Below are 12332 nucleotides of genomic sequence, written 5' to 3'. Positions count from 1 at the left end.
AAATGAGCACCACACCGCACCGCAAGCTGTTTGTCACCACTGCCCTGCCCTACGCCAACGGCGCGTTCCACATCGGCCATATCATGGAATACATCCAAGCCGACATCTGGGTCAGGTTCCAGCGGATGCAGGGCAATGAGGTGCATTTCGTCGGTGCCGACGACGCCCATGGCGCGCCGATCATGATCGCGGCCGAGAAAGCCGGCGTCACGCCGCAGGAATTCGTTGCGCGCATCGCCGCAGGCCGCAAGCAGTACCTGGACGGCTTCCACATCAGCTTCGACAACTGGCATTCCACCGACGCACCGGAAAACCACCAGTTGTCGCAGGACCTGTACCGCCGCCTGCGCGACCATTCCAAGCTGATCACGACCAAGACCATCGAACAATTCTTCGATCCGGTCAAGAATATGTTCCTGCCGGACCGCTACATCAAGGGCGAGTGCCCGAAGTGCGGCGCCAAGGACCAGTATGGCGATTCCTGCGAGGTGTGCAGCGCCGTCTACACGCCGACCGAGCTGAAGAACCCGTACTCCACCCTCACCGGCGCGACGCCGGTGATGAAATCGTCCGAACATTATTTCTTCCAACTGTCCAATCCGAAATGCACGGAATTCCTGCGTGAATGGACCCAGGAGCCCAACCGCCTGCAGCCGGAGGTCGTCAACAAGGCGAAGGAATGGCTGGAGAGCGAAGAAGGCCTGGGTGACTGGGATATCAGCCGCGATGCGCCCTATTTCGGCATTGAAATCCCGGACGCACCGGGCAAATATTTCTACGTCTGGCTGGATGCGCCGGTCGGCTACCTGGCTTCGCTGAAGAACTATTTCGACAAGACCGGTCGTGACTACCAGGCCTTCATGGAAGACCAGTCGACCGAGCAGTACCACTTCATCGGCAAGGACATCATCTACTTCCATACGCTGTTCTGGCCGGCCATGCTGAAGTTCTCGGGGCTGAAGGTGCCGACTAACGTGTTCGTGCACGGCTTTATCACCGTGAGCGGCGAAAAGATGTCCAAATCGCGCGGCACCGGCATCTCGCCGCTGCGCTACCTCGACATCGGCATGAATCCGGAATGGCTGCGCTACTACATCGCGGCCAAGCTGAATGCGAAGGTGGAAGACGTCGATTTCAACCCGGATGATTTCGTTTCTCGCGTCAATTCCGACCTGATCGGCAAGTACGTCAACATCGCCAGCCGCGCGGCAGGCTTCATTACCAAGCGTTTCGGCGGCAAGTTGAGCGACCCTGTCACCGGTGGCGAAGCCATGAGCTGGCGACTGCGTTTCGGCGAGCAGGAAGAGGCAATCCGCGAAGCCTTCGAAGCACGCGAATTCGGCAAGGCGATCCGCCAGATCATGGCGCTCGCCGATGAAGTCAACCAATACGTCGATACCAAGAAGCCGTGGGAACTGGCCAAGGATCCGGCCAACGACCAGGAATTGCAGGATGTGTGCAGCAACCTGCTGCGCAGCTTCTACTGCCTGACGATCTACCTCGCCCCGATCCTGCCGGCGCTGGCGCGCAAGGTATCGAAGCTGTTCGGCATCGAGCGCGACCTGACCTGGGCCGATCTGCAGACCAGCCCGACCGCCATCGGCACCTTCGAGCACCTGATGCAGCGCGTCGACCCGAAGATGCTGGATGCCTTGTTCGAGCCCCCTGCCGCCGCGGAAGCGCCTGCGGAGAAGGCCGCCGAGGAGCAAGGCATCGAACCGATGGCTCCGGAAATCAAGATCGACGATTTCACCAAGATCGACCTGCGCATTGCCAAGATCGTCAACTGCGAGCACGTCGAAGGCTCCGACAAGCTGCTGCGCCTGACGCTTGACGTGGGCGAAGGCCGCACGCGCAACGTGTTTTCGGGCATCAAGTCGTCCTACAAGCCGGAAGAACTGGTGGGCAAGCTGACCGTGATGGTGGCCAATCTCGCGCCGCGCAAGATGAAGTTCGGCATTTCCGAAGGCATGGTGCTGGCAGCATCGTCCGCCGACGAAAAGGCCAACCCCGGTATCTATGTCCTGAATCCCTGGCCGGGTGCCGAGCCGGGCATGCGGGTGCGTTAAGCCATGCCTGCCGGAGAGTCTCCCAGTCGACGCGTCCTTGAGGTGCGGTTGCCATGAACATCGTGGTCCGTGAGGCAACCCTGGAGGACGCCCAGCTCATCGCCGAACTCACGCGCGCGGCATGGGCAGGCAAGGTGGCCGTCACGTCTAGCGGCCACCGCGAGACGGCGGTGCGCGTGCTGCAGGACCTGCAGAATGGCGGCGGCTTCATCCTGCTGCGCAATGACGAGGAAATCGGCTCAGTGCGCTGGCTGCCCCTCGACTCCGAACCCGATGTCTGGGAAATTGTCCGCATGGGTGTGCTGCCGTCGTACCGGGGCGAACATCTGTCCCAGCATCTCCTTGAAGCAGTGATCCATCGCGCGTTCGCCGCCGATGTGCGCGAACTGCGCCTCGGCGTGCGCGCGGACCAGGAACGCCTGCTCGATCTGTATTCGGCGTTCGGTTTCGAACTTGCGCCGGAAATCGAGTACACCCACGCCAATCCGCTTGAGCCCGCGCCTATGGTGATGCGCCGGATACTGGGTTATTGAGCGTGACGCGCGAACGCAAAAACGTAGACAATATCAAAGACAGGGCGCCCGCCCTGATCATGAAAACAGGCACAAGAAGGCATCCCGGGAGCCTCACCGCATGAATATTTCCAGCTTCCGCTTTCGTCCGGCGCTGGTGGACGCACTCAAGGGTTACGACAGGACACGCTTCATCCATGATATCGCCGCCGGACTGACGGTTGGCGTCGTCGCGCTGCCGCTGGCAATGGCCTTTGCCATCGCCTCCGGCGCCAAGCCGGAAGCGGGCATCTTCACCGCCATCATTGGCGGCTTCCTGATTTCCGCACTCGGCGGGTCGCGCGTCCAGATCGGCGGACCGGCCGGTGCCTTCATTGTCATCATTTACGGCATCATTGAGAAATACGGACTCGGCGGACTGCTGATCTCGACCATCTGCGCCGGCGTCCTGCTGTTCGCGATGGGCGTCTTCCGCATCGGCACGTGGATCCGCTATATCCCGGTCCCGATCGTCATCGGTTTCACTAACGGCATCGCGGTACTGATCGCGCTGTCACAGCTGAAGGATTTTTTCGGGCTGGCGATTGTCCGGATGCCGGGCGACTTCTTCGCACAGATCAACGTGCTGCTGGCCCACGCACAAACCGTCCAGCCGATCACGCTGGCCATCGCCACCGCTTCGCTGGTGCTGATGTTCAGCTGGCCCGCGGTATTCCGCAACAACCCCGACGGATCGCCCAAGGCCTTCCGCTTCCCGCGCCTGGCCGGCCTGCTCAAGCCCCTGCCCAGCCCCATCCTGGTCCTGGTGCTGAGCACGGCCGCCGTCACCCTCTTCGACCTGCCTGTCGAAACCATCGGTTCGCGCTTCGGCGGCATCCCGCAGGGCCTGCCGAACTTCACGCTGCCGCCGCTTTCCTGGGACGTTGTGAAACAGCTGTTTGCACCGACGCTGACCATCGCGCTGCTGGGCGCGATCGAATCGCTACTGTGCGCCCGCGTGGCCGACAACATCACCGGACAGCGGCACGACCCGAACCAGGAGTTGATGGCCCAAGGCGCTGCGAACTTCATCGTGCCTTTCTTCGGCGGCATTCCGGCGACGGGAACGATCGCCCGCACCGTCACGAATATCCGCACCGGGGCCACGTCGCCGGTCGCCGGCATGGTGCATGCGCTTGGACTGCTGGTCATCGTGCTGGCGGCGGCGCCGTTGGCGACCAATGTGCCCCTCGCGGCGCTGGCCGCCATCCTCCTGCATGTCGCCTACAACATGGGCGAATGGCATGAATTCCGCCGTCTCGGCAAATTCTCGCTGAATTACCGGATCCTGCTGGTATCGACCTTCCTGCTCACGGTGATTTTCGACCTGACTGTCGCTGTCGAGGTCGGACTGGTGCTGGCCTGCGTCTTTTTCATTTTCCGCGTCTCCAGCCTGACGCAGATTGAACAGATTCCCGCACCGGCGTTACCGGTCTGGCCTGCACCGGGCGTCGTTGCGTATTCGATTTTCGGGTCACTGTTTTTCGGCGCCGTCGGCAAGATGGAAGTCCTGACCCTGCCAAGCCGTATCCCCGAGAAAGCGATGATCCTGAAGATGACCCAGCTCATCAACCTCGACACCACGGGTCTCGACGCGCTGGAAACCGTGCACAAGACGCTGCAGAAGAATGGCTGCGCACTTATCCTGTGCGGCCCGAATCACCAGCCGCTCAGCCTGATGACGCGCACCGGCTTTCTCGACCGGCTCGGCGTGGACAACTGCGTGGAAGACCTGACGCACGCGGTGATGCGCGCCAATTCCCTTTAAGCGGACTGTTGCAGCCCGCTTTCGCTTTCGTGGCGGACAAACGCGGCGTCAATCATCGCCGCGAGTTCGTCGCGCTTGCATGACTTCGGGACGAACCGGTACACATTGCCGACATTGATCGCATCCGCCATGAGTCCAGCATCATTGTTGTCGCTGCACATGATGCGTACGGTGCGGGGATACATGCGGCTGATCCGGTTGAGGAATTCGGCGCCGCTCATGTCGCTGACCTGCCGGTCGCAGATCACTACGCTGACATTTTCCGCCGCCAGGATGTCGAACGCCGAGCCTGCATCACTGGCCTGGAGCACCCGATAGGCGGGCGCTTCCGGAATGTCGATGGCAGACCGTCCCGGCCCATCGCTCCCCTCGATAAGCAGCAAGGTACGGCCGGCATACCGCCGTAGTCGTTTTTCCTCCGGCAGTTCGCGCCTTTCCTGCAGCAGCGCCGTGCACAGTTCGACCGGCAAGGCAGGGCTGAAGTAATCACCCTGCATTTCATCGCATCCATGCTCCGCCAGCAACGCAAGCTGGCTGCCGTTTTCGACGCCTTCGACGGCCACTTTCAGTCCCAGTCGATGCGCCATCGTGATGACGGCATCAGCAATGGCCAGGTCATCCGGGTTGCGCTGCACACCGCTCACGAACGTCGGATCAAGCTTGATCCGGTCTACCGGGAACCGCTTGAGGAAACCGAGATTGGAAAATCCCGTCCCGAAATCGTCAATGGAAAGACCGATCCCGGTTTGCTTGAGTTCTTGGAGGACACGCATGGACTCGACGGGATCATGCATGAGCAGTGATTCCTTGAGGTCGAGCTCAAGCTGCTCGGGCGACACGCCAGTCTCTTTCAGGATCGCGGCAATGGTGCCGGCAAAGCCTGGCTTGAGGAACTGGTTTGCAGAAATATTGATCGCGATCGGGCCCTGCAACAGCCCATGCTGTTGCCATGCCACGTACTGCCGGCATGCGCTGCGCACCACCCACTCGCCGATCTGATCGATAAGACCGGCCTCCTCGGCCATGGGGATAAATTGGAGGGGCGGCAACAAGCCCATTTCCGGATGGCGCCAGCGGATCAATGCCTCCAGTCCGACCACGCGCCCGCTGCCGAGGGCGATGCGCGGCTGGTAATGCAATTCGAACTCGTCGTGTGCGATTGCGTCACGCAGGCTCTTTTCGATTGCCATCCGCGCGTTCATGCGACGGCGGAGTTCGCCTGTATAAAACTGGAAGTTATGCCGTCCGAGCTCCTTGGCGTGATACATCGCCGTATCGGCATTCCGCAGGAGCGTGTCCGCGTCGCGGCCGTCTTGCGGAAAAGCGGCAAAGCCGATGCTGCAGCTCGGGAAGACGGGACAGCCATCGAAATAGATCGGTTCAGCGATGCTGTCGAGGATGCGCTGCATGACGAAGGCCGTGGAATTCTCGGACGACTGGTCGTAAAAGACGATGACGAATTCGTCGCCGCCGATACGAGCGATCGTATCGGAATCGCGCACGCAAGCCTGCAGGCGGTGCGACGCTTCGACCAGTAACTGGTCGCCCGCCTTGTGGCCGAAGCGGTCGTTGACTGCCTTGAACTTGTCGAGGTCGATATAGGCGACGGCCACCTGGCCACCGTAACGTTCAGCGAAACTGAGCGCCTGGTGCAGGCGGTCGGCGAGCAGGCTCCGGTTGGGCAGGCCGGTCAGCGGGTCGTGGCCTGCCTGGTAGCCCAGCCTGTCCTGCGCGCGTTTGAGCTGCAGGTGCGCCTGGATGCGCGCCTTGAGCTCCGCGACCCGCAAAGGCTTGGTGACGTAATCGATGCCGCCGGCATTGAACGCGGATACCTTGATGTCGGTGTCGTCGTAGGAACTGATGAAGATGACCGGGATGCTGGCGTGCTGCAGCGACTGCTTCAACTGGCGGCACAATTCGAAGCCATCCATGTCGGGCATGTTGATGTCGAGCAGGATGAGGTCCGGCGCGGCAGAATCGACTTCCGCAAGCGCGGCGCGGCCGTGGTGCACGGTGCGTACACGGTATCCCAGGGATGTGAGGATGGCTGCCATGAAATGGCAATCCGCCGGCGTGTCGTCGACGACGAGAATATCCGGCACGCTATCTTCGGAAGCCAGGAACATGTAGCGCCCTCTTCATCAGCACACGCATTGGGAACCCTTGGCTGTTTCCGTGGAAATTCCCTTCTGGAAATCATACTGGCATTGGCCGGGCGGCGCTACACCTTCGCGATTGCCGTTGACGGAATGACAAGAATATGATCAGCCGTGCCACACACTGTCGCCGTATTGACGGAACAGCAGTGAAGACAAGGTAAAATAGCGCCTGCTTTTCCATCCCTGAACCCTATTCGCCATGAAATTCAGCAAACAACAGACGACGTACGTGTCCGAATTCACCAAGTTCATCACCGAACTGAAGCAGAACAATCCGTCGCTCGAAGAAAAGCAGCGCGCCGGCCGTGCCATCCTCTGGGACAAGGCGCCCATCGACCTCGACGTCCGCCGCCGCGAAGAAGAATCGCGTGTCAAGCAATCGCCTTACGTCTATCAGTCCAACCACTAATGTCCACGCAGGACACCCGGCTGGCGCACCTGCCGGCTGACGCACCCGAGCACGCGCTCGCGAACCAGCCGGATACGACGCCGGACGTGGTGGATGGCATGGCATTCGCGAAGCTGTACGGCGAACCGCTATTCAAGCTGCCGAACGACCTGTACATCCCGCCGGATGCGCTCGAGGTCTTCCTCGAAGCCTTCCAGGGGCCGCTTGACCTGCTGCTTTACCTGATCCGCAAGCAGAACTTCAATATCCTCGACATCCCGATGGCGGACGTGACGCGCCAGTATCTGGAGTACGTCGACCAGATCCGCTCGCGCAACCTGGAGCTGGCGGCGGAATACCTGCTGATGGCGGCCATGCTCATCGAGATCAAGTCGCGCATGCTGCTGCCGGTGAAGAAGGCCGATACCGGCGAGGAAGCGGAAGACCCGCGCGCGGAACTGGTGCGCCGGTTGCTGGAGTACGAGCAGATCAAGCTCGCCGCGCAACAGCTCGACAAAGTGCCACAGCTTGGCCGTGACTATGTCCGCACGCAGATTTACATCGAACAAAGCATCGCGCCGCGATGGCCGGAGGTGAACATCTCCGAGTTGCAGGCCGTCTGGGCGGATATCCTCAGGCGCGCAAAGCTCACGCAGCATCACACGATTACCCGCGAAGAGCTGTCCGTGCGCGAACACATGACGGGTATCCTGCGGCGGCTGCAATCGGCGAAGTTCGTTGAGTTCGCCGACCTGTTCGATCCGTCGCGCGGCGTGCCGGTTGTCGTGGTGAACTTTATCGCGCTGCTCGAACTGGCCAAGGAAACCCTGATCGAGATCACGCAGGCGGAAGCCTTTGCGCCGATCTACGTGCGCCTCGCCTATTCACCGACCTGAATTCCCATTCATCCGCCGCACGCTTGCAACAACGTGGCACTAACGTAGCAAGGCCGTCCCATGAAAATCATTTCCTCCATTGACGAATTGCGCGACCAGCTGCGCGGACAACTGCGCACGGCGTTCGTGCCCACGATGGGTAACCTGCACGAAGGCCATCTGTCGCTGATGCGCCTGGCCCGCAAGCACGGTGATCCGGTGGTCGCGTCGATCTTCGTCAACCGTCTGCAGTTCGGTCCGAACGAAGACTTCGACAAATATCCCCGCACCTTTCAGGCCGACGTGGAAAAGCTGGAAAAGGAAGGCGTGTATGTGCTCTTCGCGCCGACCGAAAAGGACCTGTATCCGGAGCCGCAGGAATACCGTGTACGTCCGCCGGATGACCTCGGCAACATCCTCGAAGGCGAGTTCCGTCCTGGATTCTTCACCGGTGTGACGACCGTGGTGCTGAAGCTGTTCTCCTGCGTGCAGCCACGCGTGGCTGTGTTCGGCAAGAAGGATTACCAGCAACTGATGATCGTGCGGAATATGGCCAAGCAGTTCGCCTTGCCAACCGAGATCATTGCTGCCGAAACCTGGCGTGCGGAAGACGGCCTGGCGCTGTCCTCGCGCAACGGCTACCTGTCGGAAGCAGAACGCGCCGAAGCGCCGCAGCTCTACCAGTTGCTCAACGAAGTCGCCAATGAAGTGCGTTCCGGTCATCTCGACATGTTCGAACTGGAGCGTCACGCCATGGCCAAGCTGGCAGCGCGTGGATGGAAGCCGGATTACATTTCGGTGCGCAAGCGTTCCGACCTGCAGCCGCCATCCGCCGGCGACCTGGCACAAGGCGCACCGCTGGTCGTGGTGGCAGCCGCCAAGCTCGGCGTGACTCGCCTGATCGACAACCTCGAAATCTGAGCGTGAAGCAACTCGCCGCAGTCTGTGCGCTTGCGCTCGCGCTGCCGGGCGCCACGCAGGGTGCGGTAAGCGTCGTCGACGACGCCAACCGGGCGGTCACACTGCCCGCTCCGGCACGCCGCATTGTCAGCCTTGCCCCGCATGCGACGGAAATGCTTTTTGCCGCGGGCGCGGGCGCGTATATCGTCGGCGCTACCGAGTTCAGCGATTATCCTCCCGAAGCAAAACGCATCCCGTCCGTCGGCAGCGGCGTGTCGCTAGACCTGGAACGCATCATCCAGCTGAAGCCCGATCTCGTCGTCGGCTGGAACAACGGCATGGCGGCGACCCAACTGGCAAAGCTGGAACCGCTGGGCATTCCGATCTACAAGAGCGAACCCTACGATTTCGCCACGATCGCCAATTCGCTGGAGCGACTTTCGCGCCTTGCCGGGACAGATGCAGCAGGAAAAGTTGCGGCGACGGCCTTCCGCCAGCGCTGGCAGAAACTGCAGGATACCTACCAGGCACGCCGGCCCATCACGGTTTTCTACCAGATCTGGCGTTCGCCATTGATGACGCTGAACGGATCGCATCTGGTGTCGTCGGCGCTGCGCCTCTGCGGCGGCGAGAATATTTTTGCCAAGTTGCCGCAACTTGCTCCGACGGTAACCGAAGAGGCCGTCATCAAGGCCGATCCGGAAGCGATCATCGCCAGCAGTGGTGAGCAGGATGATGTCTTTGCTCCATGGCGGCGTTTTACCGGCCTCAGGGCGGTAAAACGCGGCAACCTGATCTCCATCGACGGCAATCTCATGAATCGCGCCGGTCCGCGCATTCTCGACGGCACGGAGGATTTGTGCCGCAAGCTCGATGCTGTTCGTGCAAAGCGGACGGAACGCTAGGATTTCAGTGCTGGACCCACTTCACGAGGTCCGTCCACTGTTCCAGGTCCTTCTCGACTCTTGATGGAGCGACATCCCATACAGTGGCGCCATGCGCCGCGAGCTGAACGTAATTCTGGGTGTCACGCAGGTAACCGAGCACGGGTAGCCCGACATTGCTGACGTAGTGCGCCAGCTGGTCGGCTGCACGGGTGCGCACGTTGACGCGCATGCCGAGCACGCCCACATTCGCCTTTCCGTGATGGCCGGATGCCAGCCTGGCAAGAAATTCCTGGGTCGCGAGGATATCGAACATCGATGCCTGAAGCGGGACAACCACCTTGTCCGCGATCCGGAGGACTTCGTCGAGCCGGTTGCCGGACAGTCCGGCGGGCGTATCGAGCACGATATGCGTTGTCCCCTTCGGAGGCCTCGCAACATGTCCGTTGGCGATTTCCCAGGCAGCGATGGGCGGCAGGCTGCCGGGTCGAAGCGACAGCCATGCGCGCGAGGATTGCTGCACGTCCGCGTCCCCCAGCATGACCTTATGCCCCTGCTTGGCAAAATAACCAGCCAGGTTGGTGGCGATAGTGCTCTTGCCGACGCCGCCCTTCGGGTTGGCAATGACGATCACTGGCATGTCTGTCCTCCAATAAGTTGCATGGTTTATATCGTTCTGACCGTAGTACGAACGCAACATTGCCGGCAAGCATAGCACGGGCGATTTTCAGGACTAAAGCTCACTTAAAATACCGCCCATGCAAAATTTCTCGACCGAAGCCTTGAGCGATCCCGATGACATTCAGGAACCGCTACAGGCGCACTTCAAGCCCGGCATTGCTCCCGACGATATCGAACAGGTGTTCCGCCTCAAGCGCGCGCAACCGCTGCTGCAGGCGTTCACGGCGCTGTTTCATGGCGGATTCGACGGCGTGCTGCTCCGTCTCCTGGTGCTGGGTGAACTGGCGGGCGACACCGCCTCGACAGCGCTGACGCGCGCCGACATCAACGCGCGGCTCGGCTATCTCGACGCTGACAAACTCGAAACGGTACTGGCGCGCCTGCGCTCGCATCACTTGCTGTCCTGGGACGCCGCGCAAGGCGTGTACCGTGTGTCGCCGGCTGCCCGCAACGTGCTCGCGGCCATCGATAACCTGATGGCGCTCGGGCAAGGCGATGACGACGCGGAAATGGGATTCCTGCTGTCCCAGGTGGCCGGTGCGCAAGCCGTTGGCGGCGTCGGCGTGGAGCAGCTCCAGCACCTGCTGGGCCGGCTGGTCGACCTGACCGAAGAATTCAGCGATGCGATCGCGTCCGGGTCTGAGTTCAGGCTCCGCGCCGCGCAAGCGAAGTGGCACACCGCATGCGACTGGGTCGAGAAGGGATCGGAAATCATCCACGCGATCACCAACGATCCGCGTGCCGACGATGCGACGCATCGCGCGGCGCAAGCGATTGGTCGCGCGCAAGGCAAGTTGCTGAACATGCAGGGCATGTTCTCGCGCGCCCTCAATCAGATCGAGCGGCAACGCGTCCACCTTGGCCAGTCCGGCCTGTCCACGACAGATATCAAGACCTGGCTGATGCGACAGGAAAACCTCGCATCCCTGGCCGAGGGCGCCATCTCCGTGCCCGTCACGCCACTGTTCATCACGCCATCCGAAATGGTCGATGTCGCCGAATCGGAACTGATTGCCGACCGCATCGCGACTGTTGAATCGGCGCTGCCTTCCGGAGAGGACGTGCGGGTGGAGCAAACCGATGCCGCCTCGATGCCGGTCGAACTCGATGCGTGGCTGACTCGCCTGGCGGGCTTCAACGGAAATCCCGGCGCGCCGGTTCAGGATGCCCTGCTGCCCGCGAGTTTCGCGGTCGCTTCCTATCGCGCGTCGCTGCTGCCGCTGCTGGGCGATGAGAGCGAAGCCGCGTTGCAAGGCGGAACGGCGACGATGGCACGCCTGCCGCTCGAATTCACTCCCGGCGACCGCATGGTGAAGCTGGACGATCCACAGGTTGCCGCGATATCGAAGGCCACCCTTTCCCCGAAAACAGAGAAGCAAACGGTTTCCCCAGAATGAATGATGATGCACAAATCCTGATTGCACGCCTGCTGGCCAATCAGACACTCCGTCGCGAGGACAAGCTGGTCAAGCGCGCACTGTCGGACGAGCTGTTCCGCGCCGACCTCGACGTCCGCTTGGCCGCCTGCGGCTTGAAGCTGCTCGATAACGTCTATGCCGACCACGTCGCGCTGGCGCTGGTACGCGATGTCGAGCCGAAGATTTTTGGTGCACGCGATGCGTGGCAGAACAATAATTTCGGCCTCGCGCGGGACGGCGTGGCACTGCTGGTCGTACTGTGGGCGCTGATCGTATTGCCCAAGCGCGAACGGCAGGAAGCGCACCAGAATGCCGCAACCGACCAGGACGACATGTTCGGCAAGGAAAAACCGATGCCGCGCGCGGAGGATGCCTCTACCGGCATTTCCTTCAAGGCCCTGCTCGCCGACTTCGGCGACAAGCTCGGCAAAAAGACGCGCATGACCATGAACCTCGGCCAGCTCGCCAAGCTCGGCTTTGTCGAGATGAAGGGCGACATGATCCTCGAAGGTCCGCTGCTGGATCTCATGATGGATACCGACATGCTCAAGGAGCGCATTGTGAACGGTGCGCTGTCCGACATCTTCCGCCGCGCGCCCGACGACACCGACGCGCAGCTCCTCACGCACTCCGAATAGA

11 protein-coding genes are annotated in these 12332 nt (G+C 61.4%); 9 read left to right on the top strand and 2 right to left on the bottom strand.

All coding sequences use genetic code 11. The features are described from left to right. The first annotated feature begins 2 nt into the window (after nt 1–2). From metG to ACNOHI_RS07635, 3 genes are all read left to right on the top strand, one after another. A complete protein-coding gene (metG, locus tag ACNOHI_RS07645; protein WP_420474080.1) occupies nt 3–2069 on the top strand; it encodes a methionine--tRNA ligase in 2067 nt (688 codons plus the stop codon). A gap of 53 nt (nt 2070–2122) precedes the next feature. Beyond that, complete coding sequence (locus ACNOHI_RS07640) at nt 2123–2602, top strand: GNAT family N-acetyltransferase (protein ID WP_420474079.1); 480 nt, start codon at nt 2123–2125, stop codon at nt 2600–2602. A gap of 100 nt (nt 2603–2702) precedes the next feature. Then, nucleotides 2703–4388 carry a SulP family inorganic anion transporter gene (locus tag ACNOHI_RS07635; protein ID WP_420474078.1) on the top strand — a complete coding sequence of 562 codons (1686 nt, stop codon included), beginning with the start codon at nt 2703–2705 and terminating at the stop codon, nt 4386–4388. Here ACNOHI_RS07635 and ACNOHI_RS07630 read toward each other — a convergent pair. Continuing rightward, nucleotides 4385–6514: an EAL domain-containing protein gene (locus ACNOHI_RS07630; RefSeq protein WP_420474077.1), complete on the bottom strand. Its 2130-nt coding sequence runs from the start codon at nt 6512–6514 to the stop codon at nt 4385–4387. The two genes, ACNOHI_RS07635 and ACNOHI_RS07630, sit on opposite strands and share 4 nt — an antisense overlap. A gap of 232 nt (nt 6515–6746) precedes the next feature. On the opposite strand from ACNOHI_RS07630, the gene ACNOHI_RS07625 reads away from it, so the two are divergent. Genes ACNOHI_RS07625 through ACNOHI_RS07610 form a run of 4 tightly spaced genes read left to right on the top strand, consistent with a single transcriptional unit; the run spans nt 6747 to nt 9615 of the window. Continuing rightward, on the top strand, nt 6747–6956 hold the full coding sequence (locus ACNOHI_RS07625) for a DUF3460 family protein (RefSeq protein WP_420474076.1): 210 nt from the start codon (nt 6747–6749) through the stop codon (nt 6954–6956). Next, nucleotides 6956–7831: a segregation and condensation protein A gene (locus ACNOHI_RS07620; protein WP_420474075.1), complete on the top strand. Its 876-nt coding sequence runs from the start codon at nt 6956–6958 to the stop codon at nt 7829–7831. Before ACNOHI_RS07625 ends, ACNOHI_RS07620 begins: the two co-directional genes overlap by 1 nt. A gap of 60 nt (nt 7832–7891) precedes the next feature. Further along, complete coding sequence (gene panC / locus ACNOHI_RS07615; RefSeq protein ID WP_420474074.1) at nt 7892–8731, top strand: pantoate--beta-alanine ligase; 840 nt, start codon at nt 7892–7894, stop codon at nt 8729–8731. A gap of 2 nt (nt 8732–8733) precedes the next feature. Then, nucleotides 8734–9615 carry a cobalamin-binding protein gene (locus ACNOHI_RS07610; RefSeq protein WP_420474073.1) on the top strand — a complete coding sequence of 294 codons (882 nt, stop codon included), beginning with the start codon at nt 8734–8736 and terminating at the stop codon, nt 9613–9615. 4 nt (nt 9616–9619) lie between these two features. Here ACNOHI_RS07610 and ACNOHI_RS07605 read toward each other — a convergent pair whose 3' ends face one another. Continuing rightward, complete coding sequence (locus ACNOHI_RS07605; protein ID WP_420474072.1) at nt 9620–10234, bottom strand: ParA family protein; 615 nt, start codon at nt 10232–10234, stop codon at nt 9620–9622. 118 nt (nt 10235–10352) lie between these two features. Here ACNOHI_RS07605 and ACNOHI_RS07600 point away from each other — a divergent pair, with 118 nt between their 5' ends. Together ACNOHI_RS07600 and ACNOHI_RS07595 are read left to right on the top strand one after the other, a co-directional pair. Further along, the gene (locus tag ACNOHI_RS07600) at nt 10353–11672 is read left to right on the top strand and encodes a hypothetical protein (protein WP_420474071.1); all 1320 of its coding nucleotides are present in this window, start codon (nt 10353–10355) and stop codon (nt 11670–11672) included. Beyond that, the gene (locus ACNOHI_RS07595; protein WP_420474070.1) at nt 11669–12331 is read left to right on the top strand and encodes a hypothetical protein; all 663 of its coding nucleotides are present in this window, start codon (nt 11669–11671) and stop codon (nt 12329–12331) included. Before ACNOHI_RS07600 ends, ACNOHI_RS07595 begins: the two co-directional genes overlap by 4 nt. The last annotated feature ends 1 nt before the right edge of the window (nt 12332 follow it).

The organism is Noviherbaspirillum sp. ST9, from assembly GCF_048799745.1.
Lineage (GTDB): Bacteria > Pseudomonadota > Gammaproteobacteria > Burkholderiales > Burkholderiaceae_D > Noviherbaspirillum.
This window is presented reverse-complemented; position numbering and strand designations above follow the sequence as displayed.

Excerpts from the sequence above, each read along its gene's own strand:
- metG (WP_420474080.1), top strand. The coding sequence starts at position 3 with ATGAGCACCACACCGCACCGCAAGCTGTTTGTCACCACTGCCCTGCCC.
- ACNOHI_RS07640 (WP_420474079.1), top strand. The coding sequence starts at position 2,123 with ATGAACATCGTGGTCCGTGAGGCAACCCTGGAGGACGCCCAGCTCATC.
- ACNOHI_RS07635 (WP_420474078.1), top strand. The coding sequence starts at position 2,703 with ATGAATATTTCCAGCTTCCGCTTTCGTCCGGCGCTGGTGGACGCACTC.
- ACNOHI_RS07630 (WP_420474077.1), bottom strand. The coding sequence starts at position 6,514 with ATGTTCCTGGCTTCCGAAGATAGCGTGCCGGATATTCTCGTCGTCGAC.
- ACNOHI_RS07625 (WP_420474076.1), top strand. The coding sequence starts at position 6,747 with ATGAAATTCAGCAAACAACAGACGACGTACGTGTCCGAATTCACCAAG.
- ACNOHI_RS07620 (WP_420474075.1), top strand. The coding sequence starts at position 6,956 with ATGTCCACGCAGGACACCCGGCTGGCGCACCTGCCGGCTGACGCACCC.
- panC (WP_420474074.1), top strand. The coding sequence starts at position 7,892 with ATGAAAATCATTTCCTCCATTGACGAATTGCGCGACCAGCTGCGCGGA.
- ACNOHI_RS07605 (WP_420474072.1), bottom strand. The coding sequence starts at position 10,234 with ATGCCAGTGATCGTCATTGCCAACCCGAAGGGCGGCGTCGGCAAGAGC.
- ACNOHI_RS07600 (WP_420474071.1), top strand. The coding sequence starts at position 10,353 with ATGCAAAATTTCTCGACCGAAGCCTTGAGCGATCCCGATGACATTCAG.
- ACNOHI_RS07595 (WP_420474070.1), top strand. The coding sequence starts at position 11,669 with ATGAATGATGATGCACAAATCCTGATTGCACGCCTGCTGGCCAATCAG.